Below are 17,558 nucleotides of genomic sequence, written 5' to 3'. Positions count from 1 at the left end.
CGGAAACCGCTTGATTTAAAACGAAATTGAAAATAGGCCGTTCCTATGTTCCGTAAACCTACATAATGTAGATAAATCATTATCATTAATTTGATGCCATTGAACATTGTCTTCAAAGCCTATGGTCTGGTTGGTCTTCTTCCGTAGTGGAGATGTCATGGCCGTTAAGAATTATTGAAGCCTTGGAGATAATTTAGGCCATGGCAGCGGTCCATAAAATCCCGAGATTTTAGGGGCCACCTAGTGAAGAAGGGTCTTTTCTTTTGTTTAGCTCATGGCCGGTTATTTTCTTAAATATGAATTCGTGAACCTGCGGTTTCGTTTTATTCATTGCCCGTTTATTTTGGAATAAGGTATTCATGAACCTCCTGCGTCGGTTTCTTTGGACAGCAAAGAAATCGAAGATTCACGAAATCCAATTAAAATCAATAAAAACCACTTGAGTAAAATGAAAGAATAATTCTAACAATAATTTCATTCGATTTTGCCCAATAAATAAAGCTAAAATCAAAAAACACGAAATATTATGTTCATCCTAATTTTGAAGAAACACAACAAATAAGCATGATCCCTTATTGAACTAATTATTGTACGCTTTAAATATATTGATCAATACTGTAGGGGGCACCACCTTGTCCGGGTAATGATGCATTACGGTAAGGACTTGCTCAATGGCGGCCTGTGGAAGTCCAAATTTTAGGCCTATATTATGCAACTGTTCAATTTCCACTAATCGCTGTTCGTTATCCACATTCATGAGGAGAACCAACCTATGAAACTGAAGAATCCTCTCTGCTTCGGATTTAAGAACAATCTTCTCTACTTTTTTATGAAAAAGGGAATCGAATGTTTCCTTATCCACCTCAAGTTGCTTTGCTACGCCCAGCAGAAAATCATACTCCGAATCCTTGATTTTCTTATCTACTTTTGCAAAAGAAATCATTTGGGAAAGAATGCCCAACTTCTCCAAATATGTACTCATAAATTTCAGTTTAAGACTAAGTTACATTAATTAACATTGATTTGATGGTTCACTGCCCAGGAAAGTATTCCCAAACTAGTATCACATCTTATTTTTTGTAATATCTTGCCAAAAATTTATCCTATGACCAATAATGATGTTCTAAAAAAATTGAGGGTTGCCTTAAAATTACGTGATGATGAAATTGTAGAAATTTTAAAACTGGTTGATTTTAAGATTACCAAAAGCGAGTTGGGAGCGTTTTTCAGAAAGGAAGACCATCCCAATTATGTAGAATGTGGGGACCAAATATTAAGGAACTTTTTAAATGGATTGGTAATACACTTTCGAGGGACAAGGGAGAATCCAAAAGACCCCAAAACAACTTTACCCAGACCAAAAAAGGAATCTATTGCCAATACACATCAAAAACCCAGATTTATAGATCAACAAAAAAAGAAAATGGATCATGACATCAGTCCTGTGAAATATAAAAACAAAAAAAAGTCTTGACCTTGTAAGCCACTGCATTATTACTTTTTAAATTTAATCTTTCTTCTCAATATTAATTTTCCAAAGCATTTTCCAGAATATATTGCTAGCTCCCATTTTAATTTAACCAACACCTTAAGAACATAATTCACGAATAAAAAACAAATAATTGGGTATAAAAAAAGGCGGTACTGTAACAGCACCGCCTTTTAGGTTTAAATTTATAGCTATTATGCCAATACTTCCTTCACCTTATCTGCAGCTTCTTGGAACTGAACTGCAGAATGCACCGCCAAACCAGAATTATCAATAATTTCCTTGGCCAATTCAGCATTGGTTCCCTGTAATCTCACTATAATAGGTACTTTTATAGCATCTCCCATATTCTTATAAGCATCCACAACTCCTTGAGCTACACGATCGCAACGCACTATACCACCAAAAATATTTATCAGGATACATTTAACAGCAGGGTCTTTCAAAATGATTCTAAAGGCTTCCTCTACCCTTTTGGCATCTGCCGTTCCACCTACATCCAAGAAGTTGGCAGGTTCACCTCCGGCCATTTTAATAAGATCCATAGTAGCCATTGCCAATCCGGCCCCATTTACCATACATCCAACGTTACCATCCAAATCTACATAATTAAGACCAACGGCCCTAGCCTCTACCTCTATTGGATTCTCCTCCAGCAAATCGCGCATTTCAGCATATTGCTTTCTTCTATAAAGCGCATTATCATCGATAGAAACTTTGGCGTCGACAGCCATAATCTTATCATCGGATGTCTTAAGAACAGGGTTTATCTCGAATAAGCTAGCATCGCTCTCCACATAAGCTTTATATAAATTGGTAACGAACTTGGTCATTTCCTTAAATGCTGTCCCTGATAAGCCTAAGTTAAAGGCTATTTTTCTAGCCTGAAAAGGCAATAAGCCAGTTGCAGGATTTATTTCTTCTGTAAAAATAAGGTGTGGTGTTTTCTCTGCCACTTCCTCTATATCCATTCCACCTTCGGTAGAATACATGATCATATTTCTTCCAGCTGCCCTATTTAAAAGTACAGACATATAAAATTCACTGGTTTCACTATCCCCTGGATAATAAACATCCTCTGCTACCAAAACCTTATGGACCTTTTTTCCTTCAGCCGAGGTTTGCGGGGTAACTAAATTCATACCAATGATGGATCCTGCAATTTCTTCTACTTCACGCAAGTTCTTGGCCAATTTAACTCCTCCTCCTTTTCCTCGTCCACCGGCGTGAACCTGGGCTTTTATAACATGCCACCCTGTTCCTGTTTCCTGAGTCAATTGTTTGGCAGCATCTACTGCTTCCTTGGCATTATATGCCACTAAACCGCGTTGAATGCGTACGCCAAAACTCGCTAAAATCTCTTTTCCTTGATATTCGTGAAGGTTCATAAATTGAAGGTTCTATATGTTGAGTTGCAAAAATAGGAAACACAGCGGATTTACCCTAATTAAATAAAATAGAAAAATTACAGGGACGAGCAATAAAGAAAAGCGCGTATACCAAATTGGAATTAATAATTTTCAAACCAAATATTAGAGGTGAAATCATTTCATTGCCCCATGACACTAAGGGACCTAAGATCAATAGTGTTTCATAAAAATGAAATCAACCTAGATTCAATTCTTTCTTAATGCGGATGGTTTGATTACAGCTCCGGGATTAAATCTTAAAATCCCTAAAATCTATAGGGTCAAAATTCTTGAAATGCCCATTCATCCCAATCATTTCCTTTGATTGGTTCACCTGCTTTAAAACCTGAATGGTATTGGTCAAATGAACTTTTAGAAACAATAATCGCTCACTTTCGTAGGTCATTTTTAAGAGTTTATACTCTTGTGCAAGTGAAAGTCCAATTTTATGAATCAATTGATAAATATCAAAATTCCCAGTCTTAATACCAGAAAAGGATACATCCATTAGTCCATAGAGCTCAATGACAAGATTAAGTACATTACTTCTTAAAGACGCTACACTGTCATCAAAATAAGGCAAAAATTCAACCTCTCCGGCAGGGTACAATTTTCCATCCAACACTTGTTGAAATGTTTTTACCTTAAATGACCGAAGACCAACGCAAATTATATCCATTTCCCCTGTATCGTAGGTTTTTATTATTTCCTTTAACTGCATTTCGGTGCCAAACGCAATCTCCCCTTCGATATAGACAGGCACTCCAAAGTTTGTAGGCATATCCCTAACTTCACCGATCAATTGTTTGTAGCGCTCTTCAAAAACATGAAGGGCAACCATCTCACCTGGAAAAAAAACGGATGGCAAAGGAAACATGGGCAACAACATAAGTTTTTCTTTAAAGTTACGACGGTCTAGCTGAAAAACAAAGACGACAAAAATGCATTTGTTATAAAAATAACAATATGTTACATTATTCAACTATTGCTGTATATTTTTGCTCAAAAACAATAAGTAGTCTAGATTTGTATAAAATTTTTAAATAATGCGAAACACTGATTTATTAAAGATAGCGAAAACTTATGGTGACCCTGTCTATGTATACGATTCTGAAAAAATAATTTCCCAGTTTCATAGATTGACCAATGCATTTAAAGACGTAAAGAAATTACAATTAAATTACGCCACAAAGGCACTTTCAAATATTACCATTTTAAGATTGATGAACAGTTTGGGAAGCGGCTTGGATACGGTTTCCATTCAAGAAGTACAATTGGGATTAATGGCCGGTTTTAAACCTAGTTCCATTATATTCACCCCAAATGGCGTTTCCTTGGAAGAAATTGAGGAGGCAGCAAAATTGGGAGTTCGTATTAATATAGACAACTTATCCATCTTAGAACAATTTGGTAGCAAGCATCCGGATATTCCTGTATGTATTAGAATTAACCCTCATGTAATGGCTGGTGGAAATTCAAAAATATCTGTAGGACATATAGACTCCAAATTCGGAATCAGTATACATCAAATACCACATTTACTACGTATCGTAAACCTTACGAATATGAACGTAAATGGTATACATATGCATACTGGAAGTGACATCTTGGATATTGATGTATTCCTTTACGCCTCCGAAATTCTTTTTGAAACGGCCAAGAATTTCCCGGACCTTGAGTTTATTGACTTCGGAAGTGGATTTAAAGTACCCTACAAAGAGGGGGACATTGAAACCAATATTGAAGAATTGGGCAAAAAACTAGGTATGCGTTTCAATGCCTTTTGCAAAGAATACGGTAGGGAGTTGACCTTGGCTTTTGAACCTGGAAAATTCTTGGTAAGTGAGGCTGGTTACTTCTTGGCCAAGGTCAATGTGGTTAAACAAACGACTTCAACAGTTTTTGCAAGTGTAGACTCTGGATTCAATCATCTAATTCGCCCCATGTTATATGGTGCTACCCACAGTATAGAAAACATTTCCAATCCTGAGGGACGTGAACGCTATTATTCCGTGGTAGGCTATATTTGCGAGACGGATACTTTTGCCAGCAACAAACGTATCAATGAAATATCCGAGGGCGATATTTTATGTTTTAAAAATGCGGGTGCCTATTGTTTTACAATGGCCAGCAATTATAACTCAAGATTTAGGCCGCCGGAAGTTTTATGGCATAACGGAAAAGCAATTTTGATAAGGGAAAGGGAGACTTTTGATGATCTAATCAAAAACCAAATTGATGCCAAAGAATTATTTGCTCCTGTTAAAGAAAATGCAATAGCAAAATAAACTTTACGGAATTTCGTTAGATTTGTTAGAATTACTTGACTAAGTCAAAAAAACGTAAAGCATGAAATTAGCTGCCAAATCATTTTATAAATTAGCTATTGTTTTTGGATTGGCCATTCTTCCCATGGGCATTGTGGCGCAGGAAGTAAAATGGCTTAGTTGGAATGAAGCGGCAAAACTGGCGGAAACAGAGAAAAATCCAAAGAAAATTTTTATAGATGTGTACACTGATTGGTGTGGATGGTGTAAAAAAATGGACAAGGATACCTTTCAGAATGCAGAAGTTGCCGAATACATGGCTAAAACCTATTATATGGTGAAGTTGGACGGGGAAGGCAAGGAACCTATTGAATTTAGAGGGAAGACCTTTAAATTTGTTCCCTCTGGCAGAAATGGTTACCACGAATTTGCTGCAGCTTTGATGCAAGGTAAAATGAGCTATCCTACAACAATATTTTTGGATGAAAAAATGAATATGCTTTCTCCTGTACCTGGTTATCAAAAGCCAATACCTTTCCTAAAAATAGCGAAATATTTTGGTGAAGACATCCACAAAGAAAAAGATTGGAATACTTACGATAGCGAAAGCAAGTAGTTAAAATTGATATAACTTACTGTACATAAAATAAAAAAAGACGGCTAGCCGTCTTTTTTTATTTATCTAAGTCCTTTAAAACATTTGGCCCAATATCTATCAACTATAATATTTTAATTATCGGCTATAGTTAGGGGATTCCTTGGTGATGGTTACATCATGTGGATGACTCTCATTGATTCCACTGGCTGTAATCTTGACGAATCTACCGGTTTCTTGTAAAGTTGCAATGTCCTTTGCACCACAGTACCCCATACCCGCACGTAAACCACCTATAAACTGATGAATACTTTCCTCCAGATCACCTTTATAGGGAACACGCCCTACAATTCCTTCCGGTACCAATTTTTTAATATCGTCCTCAACATCTTGAAAATATCGATCTTTGCTACCTTGTTTCATGGCCTCCACAGAACCCATTCCACGATAGGATTTGAACTTACGCCCTTCATAAATGATAGTCTCTCCAGGAGATTCCTTGGTACCTGCCAACAAAGAGCCCAACATTACGGTATCCGCACCAGCAGCAATTGCCTTGGGAATATCTCCCGTATACCTAATTCCGCCATCGGCTATCACTGGCACTCCACTACCCTTAATAGCGGCAGCTACTTCCAATACGGCAGAAAATTGTGGAAAACCTACCCCTGCTACTACCCTTGTGGTACAAATTGAGCCAGGACCAATTCCTACTTTTACGGCATCGGCTCCAGCCTCTACCAAATATTTGGCAGCTTCCGCAGTAGCAATGTTACCTACAATAACTTCCAACTCCGGAAATCTCTTTTTTACTTCCTTCAAAACAGAAACTACGCCTTTGGTGTGACCATGTGCGGTATCTATTACAACGGCGTCTACTCCTGCATTCACCAAAGCTTCAGCTCTAGCAACAGCATCACCCGTAACCCCTAAGGCCGCAGCAACACGCAATCGGCCATATTGATCCTTATTGGCCATAGGCTTTTGGGTAAGTTTTGTAATATCCCTAAAGGTAATAAGGCCAACAAGCTTATAATTCTCGTCTACAACCGGTAACTTTTCAATTTTCTTCTCCTGCAAAATATCTTCCGCCTGTTCCAATGAGGTCCCTTCGGCTACAGTAACAAGATTTTTGGATGTCATCACCTCCGAAATGGGGCGTTCATTATTTTTTTCGAATCGCAGATCCCGATTGGTAACTATTCCAATAAGTTTACCCTTATCATCAACAATAGGTATCCCGCCAATGCTGAATTCCTTCATATTTGCCTTGGCATCCTTTACTTTGGAATTTAAAGGCAGGGTAACCGGATCTAATATCATACCACTTTCCGCACGTTTAACCTTGCGTACCTTCAGCGCTTGCTGTTCTATGGTCATGTTCTTATGCAGAACACCAATACCGCCTTCTTGGGCAATGGCAATGGCCATACGCGATTCCGTAACGGTATCCATGGCAGCGGAAACAATGGGAACATTGATGGTAATGTTTCTAGTAAATTTGGTTTGAATATTGACTTCCCTGGGAAGTACTTCTGAAAATGCCGGAACCAAAAGTACGTCATCGTACGTGAGACCTTCTCCAACAATTTTGTTTAGGTGAGCTTGCATAGCAATTAAAGATTAATTGCGTGCAAATATACTACATTTAAAGGATTTGAGTAATACTTATTATGTTAATTGACTTTTACCGATTTTTGACACAATTGATAAATCACCAATAGTGCAGCAATACTGAAAGTAAGCGTCATTAAAAATCCTGAAAAAATAACCACATATTTCATCCACAACATCCCGGACCACATTAAATATATACCTCCAAAAGTTAAGATAACGGAAAGAAATGGTTCAATAGTAAGGAACATTTTTAATTTTTTCGGTAGTTTGGCAAGCCAAACCAGGCCCCCTAAAAGAAAAAAAATAAGCGACATGGAAAGTATGTGGGTATGGATGATGGTCAGCATTTCCCGCTCTCCCTTTTTAAACTTCATGATCTCGGCCTCTTCATCATCCTCATTTCCCAAATAATTTTCCTCAATACCCATAGCAGAGGTGCTACTGGTTTCCGAAACAAATAAAAGACCTGTATAAAATCCTATACTCAATACCAGGACAAAAGTTGCAACAAACCATTTTATACCCTTGGGCAACGACATTAAAAGACCATCATAACCCATTAAAGCAGCTTTTTTTCTTGGAGAATTCCAACGGTTTGCAACAAGTTGTCTATCGAGGTGGTCATAGATCTTACCGAAATGGTGGCGCCGGAAATACCGTCTATATTGGTCTCATAATCTACCCTATCGCGACCAGTTTTTCCTGTAAATTGCTGTAACCATCTTTTGCTACCAATTTCTCCGCCATACTCTTCACGATAAATTAGAACTTTGGAATGCACAACACTTAGGTCGGCATCAAATACAACCAAATAATCAAAAGTTGCCGTCTTACTAGGGGCATTATCCACGAAGATATATCCGGCTACCTCAGAGCCTTTTGTTAATTTAAAGAAATTATGAGCCGTTATTTTTGCAGGCAATTGTGCATTTAAAGCGCTAGGGACGTTTATTGCTTTAAAAGCAAAATCATTTGCCCCAAAAACCTTTTCTATTTCCTTGTCTACCTTCTTTTGTAACTTTTCAGGTATCCCAAAGCCAAATAACATTACAGCCAAAACAAGCACAAAACCCGTAATTTTCTTTCCTTGCATCATAGGACAAAAGTAGTAATTTAGAATCATTTTTAATAATAATTTAGTCTACATCCCATTATTTTTTAAATAAAATACAGATATCCGGCTTACACTATCAAACAATAAATACCCATTAATAGGAATAAACCCCAGTAACCAACCTAAGCTAGGTTATCACTGGGGTTTATTTCTATATGGAAATTTCAATATTTTGAATCTGCCTTCTTTTGGGAACACTCTTAGAACCAAACACCAATTCCAAAATTTAATCTATCCTTTACACCATCCCCCTGCAATGCATTGTCCCTAAATTGGTAGTCTCCTTTTAGAACTACACCTGGCGCAATATGATAACTTAAGCCAGTGGTGACATCAGTTCTATCATAAGCCTCGTTCTGTAATAAACTACCGGCGGTATCGGCATGGGTATTATAATTTTCGTAGCGCACAAAGGCAAACAATTTTTGCTCATTTCGGCTTGCCAAGAGGTTGTAAGCGCCTTCAACATAATACCCCTGCATAGCACTTCCTAAATCTTTATTGGCCAAGGTATTATATTTATCCGTATCGGAAAGGGAGGCATAAATAAACTGACCACGTGCCGTAAATCGCTCATAGGCATATCGGGCATCCAATCCTAACATAGAAATCCCAATGTTGGCACCATCCAAATTCTCAATATCGTCAGCTGCTTGGGTTTTTCCAAAATAAGTTGAAAACCCTAAGCGCAATCCCGGGATACCATAATAATCCAGTTTGGTAGCTAGATTAGGGCTATCCACGGTAGACTTGATTCCTTTTTGTCTTCCACCACGTAATCCGTTTGATCCTTGCAAAAATCCAGAAATCCCTCCTTCACCGTCTGATTGGGTTGATTTAAAACCATTAAAAACATAGGCCTGATATCCTACGGAAAGGTTGTTGAACTTTCCACTGACCCCTACACCCAATTCTCTCCAGGTGGTAGGCACAATAACGTTGTCCATTTCAGGTCTCTCCGTACCATTAAATGTGGTAGGTTCATGGAATTCATTAATAATGCCCATGGGCACCAACATTAGTCCTCCTCTTAAATTTACATTATTGGCCACATTATAGTTTACAAAAGCCTGTTCTACATAAACCTCCTCAACATGTTCCAACTCTATTTCTGTGAAAAATTGAGTTCTGTCATTAAACCTATATCCCAATAAAAGAACTAATCGCTGTACGTCCAATTCCCCGTTATCACCTTCTGGCTGGTTGTACAACATTTCTCCATACGCACCAATAGTAACCGCTGAACCATAAGTCCCAGATAAAAGTCTTTGGGCAGAGTTAAGTTGTTTTTGTGGATCAAGGGTGATACTATCTGTGGCCGTCTGTGCCACTAAAAAGGTAGAAAAAAAGAATGCAAATGAGTAAAAATAATGTTTCATTAGTATGGTATTTTTATTTAGACTGATTGTAAATAATTAAAAATCGAGTGCAAATATAATAGCCTAAATCAAAATGACAAACTTTATTTAAATTAAATCTAAATAAACATTAAATTTTAACATTAAGTGGAAATAACACTAAAAGGAAGCCATGGCTTAAAACCAATAAAAGCCCTTAATTCCATTGGAATGCGAAGTATTCGCATTGATCGGAACCTATATTTCTAATTGCATGTGGTACATTGGATGGCAAGAAGTAGAAGTCCCCTTTTTGCGCCCAAATAACCTGATTACCTATCTCCATTTCGGTATGCCCATTTATTACCAGAACGATTTCTGTAGCGTAATGGGTATGCGGCTCATGGCTTTTGATTTCTGGATTTAAAGTTGTTACATGCATTTCATAATATGGACACATGGACGTTGATCGGTGAAAGTAGTTCCGAACTCCTCCTTTGTCATGCTCCTTAAATTCCAAATCCTTAAAATCAATTATGGTAGATCCTCCACTTTTTTTAGCTCTTTTGAAATCCAATTTCGATTTGGATTTATAGATCATGGTATAATATGTGCTACTAGGTGAAATACTTTTTATAAAACCTTTGTCTCCCGGCATTAAAACCATTACACTGTTTTTGCCAATGATTTTATCCTTGTTGTTAACTTTTATTTGAACCTCCCCATCCTTTATAATGAAAATTTGCTCCTTATGCTCATTGTATAACTTTCGAGCAGCCCTGTCTAAAAGTTGCACAGTCTTGAATTCCATTTCCGAAAAATGCATGGTTTCCCCACTTGCCATTATCGAATCAGAAAGTTTTATTGGAAATTGGTATACCCCAGCCTCAATCCTTTTAGGAACAGCATCACTCCATAGCCAAGTCAAGGACTCGGGCAGAATAGCCCCTCCATGTTCTCCATTATGTCCACCTGTCCCCTTTTCGAACTTGAAATCGTACCCTTTATACTTTAAAGCTGACTCCATCTGCAAATTTCCTAACCACCAATCGCCAAACCGATTATTTAAATCATTGGAGCCATCCTGCAAAAAAACCTTAATATTCTTCAGGTCCTGTTTGCGTATCATTGAAGGATAATCATGCCCTTGCCTAATGTCCGTAAAACTTCCTATATGGCTCATTACCCTATGGAACTCATTCGGATAAAACCAAGCCGCTGAAAATGCACAGATTCCCCCAGAGGACATACCCGCAATACCCCTAAGCTTTGGATCTTTGGAAATATTATAATCTTTTTCTATCTCAGGTAGCATTTCTTGCAATAGAAATTTTCCATAAGTATTCGAAACCGTATCATATTCCAAGCTTCTGTTCGAAGCTTTCCAAGGGCTATCAATTTGGGTAGAATCCACGGAATGACCTGGGTTCATAAATAAGCCTATAGTAACGGGCATTTTTCCTTGAGCAATAAGATTATCAAAAACTATTGGAACTCTAAATTGCCCCTGAGGGTCCACATAAGCATGACCATCCTGAAATATCATTAACGCACTTGGATTGGCCGCATCGTACTGGCTTGGAACATAAAGATAATAGTCCCGAATTGTATTGGAATAAATATTACTTTTCCATTGATGTTTACTCAACTTACCTTTTGGTATTCCCTCATATATCTCAGAATCAGGTCCTTTTTTATAGGACTCTTGAGCATAAATCAATGGCGAACACCACATCAATAGGCACACAAGAACATAAGAAGAAAAAGAAGTTATCACCTCAGCCCGATAAATTTCCATTTTTGGTAAGTTAGATATTTGATAAGTAACAATATAAGCATTAATTGCCATTAGGGCCATATCCCAAATCACTGCTTAAAAAGTACGGTCATTTAATTTTAGAATAACCGATTTACCTCATAAATCTGATTGATCAATACTTGCCGAAAAGGTCGGTTGCCTTGTTAAATGCAGCTTCAAAAGCCATCCAATTAACATTGGTATCCGCCTTGGCAGCCGTAAAATAGGACAGCATTTTTTCGGTTGGCATATTTCCGGTCAGTTCATCCTTTGCCATAGGACACCCACCAAAACCTTGAACCGCCCCGTCAAATCTGCGACAACCGGCCTTATAAGCCGCATCTACCTTTTCGTGCCATTTGGACGGAGTGGTATGCAAATGGGCCCCGAATTCTATTTCAGGAAATTTAGGAATCAGGTTAGAAAACAAATAGTTGATCACGTCCGGGGTTGAAGAACCCACCGTATCCGAAAGAGATAAAATTTTCACCCCCATTCCTGCCAATTTTGTTGTCCATTCACCCACTACCTCAACACTCCATGGATCTCCATACGGGTTACCAAACCCCATGGATATATAGGTAACCACTTCCTTATCGGAGGCTTTGGCAATACTCAATATTTCTTCCAAGGTATCTACGGATTGAGTAATTGTCTTATGGGTGTTCCGCATTTGAAAGTTTTCCGATATGGAAAAAGGATATCCCAAATAATCAATGGATTTATGCTCTGCGGCATCCCTTGCTCCCCTTACATTGGCTACAATGGCCAAGAGTTTACTAGTCGTCTTGGTAAGGTCCAATTGAGAAAGAACTTCAGCCGTATCCACCATTTGTGGAATGGCCCGGGGCGAAACAAAACTCCCAAAGTCTATAGTGTCGAACCCACAATTCAGCAAGGATTGAATATATTTCACCTTTTTATCGGTAGGAATGAAAGTCTTAATGCCCTGCATGGCATCCCTTGGACATTCTATTATTTTAACGGTGTTGGACATTCTTTTGCTAAAACTTTTTCAAAATTACCATTATTTATCTGAAAATAGTAGATAAACACCAATACCCACAAAAACAAGAACCTGAATCCAACTTAAAACTTTCCCTAAACTTTTATTTGTTTTTATGTATTCCGAAATTGATCCTGCAAGTATAGCTATTGCACTAAAAATAGCAGAAGAAACCAGAATAAAGATAAATGCCAAAACATAAAACTGAAGCACGATATTTAAAAAGTGACTAAATAAAAATCCGGGAAAAAAAGCGAGGAAAAACAAACCGACTTTCGGATTTAATACATTCATTATAAAACCCTGCCTATATAAAGATCCAAGAGATTTTTTTTCCCCATTTCCATCGGAAATATCCAACTTCTTAGGACTTCGCATAACCTTGAATGCCAAATAAAACATATAAAAGGCGCCAAATAACTTGATTGAAAAATAAAGATTAGGATTTTGTTTAATTATTGCAGAAACACCAAAAGCCAGTAAAGTTGCATGTACCAAACACCCTGTCATTAAACCTGCTACTGTTGCCAAACCATATTTCTTGCCATGGGTAATACTCTGGACCAAAACAAAAATGTTATCCGGGCCAGGGAAAATAGCTAATACAGCCGAAGAAAAAACGAATGCTACTAAAATATCGTAATACACTAGACTATGGATTAGAAGAAAAGTAAATAAAATTCTCGCCTTGAAAGACATAAATATAGCATTCTTTGCTTAAGCATTATCCAACTATTTTATATCTTCCACAAAAATTAATATATGAGACCTATTTTTTACACCTTCAGCCTATTGACCGCAATTTTACTAATGAGCTCTAACATCCCCAACATTAATATTATAAAAGAGGATATAAGAATGCAAAATTTCAAAAACCAGGACAGCCTATTGCGCCATGTTGTGCTATTTAAATTTAAAGCAAATACTTCCAAAGCGGATATTGCAAAAGTAGAGGCCGCCTTTAGCGCCTTACCCTCCAAAATACCTCAAATAGTAGGTTATGAGTGGGGACTTAATAATAGCCCGGAAGGTTTGGACAAAGGTTTTACGCATTGTTTTTTCCTGACCTTTCACAGTGAGGAAGATCGCGCCATATACCTTCCACATCCGGACCACAAAGCTTTTGGTGCCGTACTTACTCCTCATTTGGAGGATGTTACGGTTGTGGATTATTGGACCAAATAAAAATGGACTATAAGGGATAAAAACAACACTTCACCCAAGGAGTTGTAAAAAAACCGGCTTATCCAACAAATTGGATAAGCTGGTTTTTTTTGGCTGTACCATAAACACTAGAAGGGTCAGCTTATCTTTTTCAACTAATCGCCTTTTCAATAATGGCCTTGTTGATTTTTTTGATAAGTGCTGGGCCCTCATAAATAAACCCGGTCCATAACTGGATCAGATCGGCACCAGCCTCCAATTTTTCAAGCGCATCCTCAGCAGAATGAATTCCTCCAACACCAATAATCGGAAACGCCCTATTGCTATTTTGTGATAAAAACCGGATTACTTCAGTACTTCTTTTGGCAAGAGGCCTACCGCTTAAACCTCCCGCTTCTTCCTTTAAAACTACACTCGATTTCAAATTGTCCCGGACTATGGTTGTATTGGTAGCAATAATCCCGTCTATTCCCGTATCCTTAACAATACCAATAATATCCATTAATTGATCATCTGATAAATCGGGAGCGATTTTTAAAAGAATGGGCCTTTCTTTATTTTTTTTGGCCTTGGCCAATTTCGTATTTTCTTTTTTCAGTTCCTTCAATAGAGCCGTCAAAGGCTTCCTATCCTGAAGCTCCCTTAAGCCAGGGGTGTTCGGTGAGCTTACGTTGACCACAAAATAATCCACATGGTCAAAAAGGGCATCAAAACAGATTAAATAATCCTTTGCCGCCAAGTCGTTCGGGGTCACCTTGTTCTTTCCAATATTACCACCGACCAAAACCCTGTGCGTTTTCTTTAGGTTTTCAACCGCATCAAAGACCCCCTTATTATTAAACCCCATTCTATTGATAAGGGCCTGGTCATTCTTAAGCCGAAACAGACGTTTTTTCGGATTTCCGTCCTGAGGTTTAGGAGTCAAGGTCCCTATTTCAATAAATCCAAATCCAAAATCGGATAATTCATTGTAAAGCTTGGCATCCTTATCGAAACCGGCCGCCAATCCGACTGGATTTTTAAATCGCAATCCGAACAATTCACGTTCCAAACGAGGGTCATTGACCGAATATATGGTCCTAAATATCCCAGAAAACCCAATTCTGGAAAAAAAACGAAGGGCATTAAAAACTAAATGGTGGACTTTCTCGGGATCTAATTGAAAAAGTATGGGGCGGATAATCAGCTTGTACATGAAAATTAATTTCCACAAAAATACAAACTACCTCAGCCAAACTATCCTATAAACCCGCTTTTTATTAACATTCAAAAGGGACTTATTCAGGCACTACCTCCAAAGGCCGTCTAGAAACTTCCTGGCACAGTGTCACATACCTTTGATACTGCTTTTCATTGAAGATTGCCAAAAGTTTATAGTCATACTTTCCAAAAATTTGCTTCATTTTCTCCTCAATAACCTTATACTTGGCTCCCAATGAGGTTAAATCCTCAGGTGTACTTTGAGGGTGATTTTCAAAAAGATTTTTTCGCTCTTCATCCAATAATCCGGTTTCAACTTCCAGAGCGGCCTTAAACTCTTCAAGCTTTGTTATTTGCTCCTCATTAAGCTGGAAAATTTGAATGATCGTATCGGACTCCGTTGCTCCAATTCCCAAACTGCAATCCTTTTGTGCATGTCCGGAAATCCAAAATCCGACTGAGAGTAACACTGATAAAAAAGCTTTTATACGCATAAGTCTTAATACCTTTTTAAAGGACAAATATAAGTTAATAATTTAACCACTTGTCAGGTCCTTAATTGGTATTAAAGCACCCTTCCAAAAAGTGTGCCCAATAAAAAAATAATAAGCTGTATTTTTGATTAAAATTTAGTTATATGCGACATATTATAGACCGCTTTTTAAGTTATATTACCATAGACACACAAAGCGACCCCAACTCCACTACTACTCCCAGTACGGAAAAACAATGGACACTTGCCCTTAAATTAGTGGAAGAACTTAAGCATATTGGCATGCAGGATGTAGTCATTGATGACAAGGCCTACATTATGGCAACTTTGCCAAGCAATATAGAAAGGGAAGTGCCCACAATTGGATTTATTTCCCATTTTGATACTTCTCCGGATTTTACCGCCACCAACGTAAAACCTCAAATAATTAAAAATTATGATGGAGGGGATATTGTTCTTAATAAAGCGGAAAATATAATACTTTCTCCCAGTTATTTTGATGACCTGTTGCAATACAAGGGCAATACCCTAATCACTACTGATGGCAAGACTTTGCTAGGTGCAGATGACAAGGCGGGAATTACAGAAATAGTTACAGCCATGGAGTATTTAATAAAACATCCGGAAATTAAACATGGTAAGATTAGAGTGGGTTTTACGCCAGATGAAGAAATAGGTCGGGGGGCACATCATTTTGATGTAGCTACTTTTGGGGCAGATTGGGCCTATACCATGGATGGAAGCCAAATTGGGGAATTGGAGTATGAAAACTTCAATGCCGCTGGTGCCAAGGTAACCATTTCAGGAAAAAGCGTACATCCCGGCTATGCCAAAGGAAAGATGGTAAACGCTATTTTGATCGCCAACGATTTTATTTCTCAATTGCCCGGACATGAAGTCCCGCAAAAAACTACGGGCAGGGAGGGCTTTTATCATGTGCACCATATAAAAGGGGAAATTGAGCTAGCCGAAATTGAACTGATTATTCGTGATCACAACCTAAAAAAATTCCAACATCGCAAGGAGTTATTACGACACATTACGGAGAAGTTAAATGCGGAATACGGGGAATTTGTCGAACTAGATATCAAAGACCAATATTATAATATGCGCGAAAAAATTGAACCTGTAATGCATATTGTTGATATCGCCAAAGAGGCAATGGAAAGCTTGAACATTAAGCCTATAATTAAACCCATACGTGGTGGTACCGACGGTTCTCAATTGAGTTATATGGGCTTACCATGTCCCAATATTTTTGCTGGGGGACATAATTTTCATGGTAAATATGAGTATGTCCCTGTAGAAAGTATGCAGAAGGCAGTTGATGTTATCGTAAAAATTTGCGAACTTACTGCTGAAAGATAGTGTAATGGAGGTGCGACACTCCGACTCAAATGTTTTAAATATCCAATGACTAAAAAAACATGAAAAATCAGGAAAAGATAGAGGCCTATTATGAAAAAGAACAGCCGTTCAAGGAAGGCATTGCACTTTTACGGGAATTGGCGCTTAATACCGAACTGAATGAAACTTACAAATGGGGCATACCCGTTTATACTATAGATAATAAGAATGTACTGGGCATACTGGCCTTTAAACATCATTTCGGCATATGGTTCTATAACGGAGTCTTTTTAAAAGACCCAAAAGATGTACTTGAAAATGCCCAAGAAGGTAAAACCAAGGCTATGAGACATTGGAAATTCGCCTCTTTGGAAGAAATTGACAGTACTGCCGTGCTATCCTATTTTCAAGAGGCTATTGCCAACCAAAAAAAGGGATTGGTGTTGGTTCCTGAAAAGAACAAGCCGATTTCAATTCCGCCCTTGTTAATAAAAGCCATGGACAACAACAAAGACCTAAGAATGAATTATGAAAGCTTAACGCAGTATAAACAAAGGGAATATTGCGAATATATCTCTCAGGCCAAACAAGAAAAAACAAAACTGTCCCGCTTGGATAAAAGTGTCTCGCTGTTACTCCAAGGCCTTGGGCTTCACGATAAATATAGGAAAGGGTAGTCGCTAGTCAGTGGGCAGTGGGCAGTGGGCAAAAAATAAATTCTA

Annotated in this window: 18 protein-coding genes; 6 read left to right on the top strand and 12 right to left on the bottom strand. The window is 38.0% G+C overall.

The window, feature by feature from the left end; genetic code table 11:
- Nucleotides 1-580 precede the first annotated feature (580 nt).
- Nucleotides 581-982 (bottom strand): hypothetical protein, encoded by a 402-nt coding sequence (locus CWD91_RS21010; protein WP_103442949.1) that lies wholly within the window; start codon nucleotides 980-982, stop codon nucleotides 581-583.
- 123 nt (nucleotides 983-1,105) lie between these two features.
- Between CWD91_RS21010 and CWD91_RS21005 the strand changes: the two genes are divergently transcribed.
- A complete protein-coding gene (locus tag CWD91_RS21005) occupies nucleotides 1,106-1,474 on the top strand; it encodes a DUF1456 family protein (RefSeq protein WP_103442948.1) in 369 nt (122 codons plus the stop codon).
- Nucleotides 1,475-1,683: 209 nt separating this feature from the next.
- On the opposite strand, the gene sucC is transcribed toward CWD91_RS21005, so the two are convergent.
- Nucleotides 1,684-2,877 carry an ADP-forming succinate--CoA ligase subunit beta gene (sucC, locus tag CWD91_RS21000; RefSeq protein ID WP_103442947.1) on the bottom strand — a complete coding sequence of 398 codons (1,194 nt, stop codon included), beginning with the start codon at nucleotides 2,875-2,877 and terminating at the stop codon, nucleotides 1,684-1,686.
- Nucleotides 2,878-3,148: 271 nt separating this feature from the next.
- The gene (locus CWD91_RS20995; protein WP_239985893.1) at nucleotides 3,149-3,775 is read right to left on the bottom strand and encodes an LON peptidase substrate-binding domain-containing protein; all 627 of its coding nucleotides are present in this window, start codon (nucleotides 3,773-3,775) and stop codon (nucleotides 3,149-3,151) included.
- 169 nt (nucleotides 3,776-3,944) lie between these two features.
- On the opposite strand from CWD91_RS20995, the gene lysA reads away from it, so the two are divergent.
- On the top strand, nucleotides 3,945-5,186 hold the full coding sequence (lysA, locus tag CWD91_RS20990; RefSeq protein ID WP_103442945.1) for a diaminopimelate decarboxylase: 1,242 nt from the start codon (nucleotides 3,945-3,947) through the stop codon (nucleotides 5,184-5,186).
- A 61-nt stretch (nucleotides 5,187-5,247) separates the two neighbouring features.
- The gene (locus CWD91_RS20985; RefSeq protein WP_103442944.1) at nucleotides 5,248-5,781 is read left to right on the top strand and encodes a thioredoxin family protein; all 534 of its coding nucleotides are present in this window, start codon (nucleotides 5,248-5,250) and stop codon (nucleotides 5,779-5,781) included.
- A gap of 117 nt (nucleotides 5,782-5,898) precedes the next feature.
- Here the strand turns inward: CWD91_RS20985 and guaB are convergent, their stop codons facing one another.
- The 7 genes from guaB to CWD91_RS20950 form a co-directional block, all read right to left on the bottom strand.
- On the bottom strand, nucleotides 5,899-7,371 hold the full coding sequence (gene guaB, locus CWD91_RS20980; RefSeq protein WP_103442943.1) for an IMP dehydrogenase: 1,473 nt from the start codon (nucleotides 7,369-7,371) through the stop codon (nucleotides 5,899-5,901).
- A gap of 65 nt (nucleotides 7,372-7,436) precedes the next feature.
- Nucleotides 7,437-7,937 (bottom strand): hypothetical protein, encoded by a 501-nt coding sequence (locus tag CWD91_RS20975; RefSeq protein ID WP_103442942.1) that lies wholly within the window; start codon nucleotides 7,935-7,937, stop codon nucleotides 7,437-7,439.
- Complete coding sequence (locus CWD91_RS20970) at nucleotides 7,937-8,500, bottom strand: FMN-binding protein (protein ID WP_239985891.1); 564 nt, start codon at nucleotides 8,498-8,500, stop codon at nucleotides 7,937-7,939. The genes CWD91_RS20975 and CWD91_RS20970 overlap by 1 nt, the downstream gene beginning before the upstream one ends.
- Nucleotides 8,501-8,691: 191 nt before the next feature.
- Nucleotides 8,692-9,870, bottom strand: a complete 1,179-nt coding sequence (locus tag CWD91_RS20965) for a hypothetical protein (protein WP_103442941.1) — start codon at nucleotides 9,868-9,870, stop codon at nucleotides 8,692-8,694.
- 175 nt (nucleotides 9,871-10,045) lie between these two features.
- Complete coding sequence (locus CWD91_RS20960; protein WP_157943861.1) at nucleotides 10,046-11,626, bottom strand: alpha/beta hydrolase-fold protein; 1,581 nt, start codon at nucleotides 11,624-11,626, stop codon at nucleotides 10,046-10,048.
- Nucleotides 11,627-11,759: 133 nt separating this feature from the next.
- On the bottom strand, nucleotides 11,760-12,623 hold the full coding sequence (locus CWD91_RS20955; protein ID WP_103442939.1) for a hydroxymethylglutaryl-CoA lyase: 864 nt from the start codon (nucleotides 12,621-12,623) through the stop codon (nucleotides 11,760-11,762).
- 30 nt (nucleotides 12,624-12,653) lie between these two features.
- Nucleotides 12,654-13,280 carry a LysE family translocator gene (locus CWD91_RS20950; protein ID WP_239985889.1) on the bottom strand — a complete coding sequence of 209 codons (627 nt, stop codon included), beginning with the start codon at nucleotides 13,278-13,280 and terminating at the stop codon, nucleotides 12,654-12,656.
- A gap of 114 nt (nucleotides 13,281-13,394) precedes the next feature.
- On the opposite strand from CWD91_RS20950, the gene CWD91_RS20945 reads away from it, so the two are divergent.
- Entirely contained in the window at nucleotides 13,395-13,817 is a 423-nt protein-coding gene (locus CWD91_RS20945; RefSeq protein WP_192877704.1) for a Dabb family protein, read from the top strand.
- A gap of 130 nt (nucleotides 13,818-13,947) precedes the next feature.
- Here the strand turns inward: CWD91_RS20945 and CWD91_RS20940 are convergent, their stop codons facing one another.
- The gene (locus CWD91_RS20940) at nucleotides 13,948-14,991 is read right to left on the bottom strand and encodes a quinone-dependent dihydroorotate dehydrogenase (protein WP_103442936.1); all 1,044 of its coding nucleotides are present in this window, start codon (nucleotides 14,989-14,991) and stop codon (nucleotides 13,948-13,950) included.
- Between the two features lie 82 nt (nucleotides 14,992-15,073).
- A complete protein-coding gene (locus CWD91_RS20935; protein ID WP_157943860.1) occupies nucleotides 15,074-15,466 on the bottom strand; it encodes a hypothetical protein in 393 nt (130 codons plus the stop codon).
- Between the two features lie 167 nt (nucleotides 15,467-15,633).
- Here CWD91_RS20935 and pepT point away from each other — a divergent pair, with 167 nt between their 5' ends.
- Both pepT and CWD91_RS20925 read left to right on the top strand, forming a co-directional pair.
- Nucleotides 15,634-16,857 carry a peptidase T gene (pepT, locus tag CWD91_RS20930; RefSeq protein ID WP_103442934.1) on the top strand — a complete coding sequence of 408 codons (1,224 nt, stop codon included), beginning with the start codon at nucleotides 15,634-15,636 and terminating at the stop codon, nucleotides 16,855-16,857.
- Between the two features lie 59 nt (nucleotides 16,858-16,916).
- Entirely contained in the window at nucleotides 16,917-17,513 is a 597-nt protein-coding gene (locus CWD91_RS20925; RefSeq protein WP_103442933.1) for a YdeI/OmpD-associated family protein, read from the top strand.
- The last annotated feature ends 45 nt before the right edge of the window (nucleotides 17,514-17,558 follow it).

The organism is Arenibacter hampyeongensis (genome assembly GCF_002909255.1).
In the GTDB taxonomy this organism is placed as follows: domain Bacteria; phylum Bacteroidota; class Bacteroidia; order Flavobacteriales; family Flavobacteriaceae; genus Arenibacter; species Arenibacter hampyeongensis.
This window is presented reverse-complemented; position numbering and strand designations above follow the sequence as displayed.

Excerpts from the sequence above, each read along its gene's own strand:
- CWD91_RS21010 (WP_103442949.1), bottom strand. The coding sequence starts at position 982 with ATGAGTACATATTTGGAGAAGTTGGGCATTCTTTCCCAAATGATTTCT.
- CWD91_RS21005 (WP_103442948.1), top strand. The coding sequence starts at position 1,106 with ATGACCAATAATGATGTTCTAAAAAAATTGAGGGTTGCCTTAAAATTA.
- sucC (WP_103442947.1), bottom strand. The coding sequence starts at position 2,877 with ATGAACCTTCACGAATATCAAGGAAAAGAGATTTTAGCGAGTTTTGGC.
- CWD91_RS20995 (WP_239985893.1), bottom strand. The coding sequence starts at position 3,775 with ATGTTTCCTTTGCCATCCGTTTTTTTTCCAGGTGAGATGGTTGCCCTT.
- lysA (WP_103442945.1), top strand. The coding sequence starts at position 3,945 with ATGCGAAACACTGATTTATTAAAGATAGCGAAAACTTATGGTGACCCT.
- CWD91_RS20985 (WP_103442944.1), top strand. The coding sequence starts at position 5,248 with ATGAAATTAGCTGCCAAATCATTTTATAAATTAGCTATTGTTTTTGGA.
- guaB (WP_103442943.1), bottom strand. The coding sequence starts at position 7,371 with ATGCAAGCTCACCTAAACAAAATTGTTGGAGAAGGTCTCACGTACGAT.
- CWD91_RS20975 (WP_103442942.1), bottom strand. The coding sequence starts at position 7,937 with ATGGGTTATGATGGTCTTTTAATGTCGTTGCCCAAGGGTATAAAATGG.
- CWD91_RS20970 (WP_239985891.1), bottom strand. The coding sequence starts at position 8,500 with ATGATTCTAAATTACTACTTTTGTCCTATGATGCAAGGAAAGAAAATT.
- CWD91_RS20965 (WP_103442941.1), bottom strand. The coding sequence starts at position 9,870 with ATGAAACATTATTTTTACTCATTTGCATTCTTTTTTTCTACCTTTTTA.
- CWD91_RS20960 (WP_157943861.1), bottom strand. The coding sequence starts at position 11,626 with ATGGAAATTTATCGGGCTGAGGTGATAACTTCTTTTTCTTCTTATGTT.
- CWD91_RS20955 (WP_103442939.1), bottom strand. The coding sequence starts at position 12,623 with ATGTCCAACACCGTTAAAATAATAGAATGTCCAAGGGATGCCATGCAG.
- CWD91_RS20945 (WP_192877704.1), top strand. The coding sequence starts at position 13,395 with ATGAGACCTATTTTTTACACCTTCAGCCTATTGACCGCAATTTTACTA.
- CWD91_RS20940 (WP_103442936.1), bottom strand. The coding sequence starts at position 14,991 with ATGTACAAGCTGATTATCCGCCCCATACTTTTTCAATTAGATCCCGAG.
- pepT (WP_103442934.1), top strand. The coding sequence starts at position 15,634 with ATGCGACATATTATAGACCGCTTTTTAAGTTATATTACCATAGACACA.
- CWD91_RS20925 (WP_103442933.1), top strand. The coding sequence starts at position 16,917 with ATGAAAAATCAGGAAAAGATAGAGGCCTATTATGAAAAAGAACAGCCG.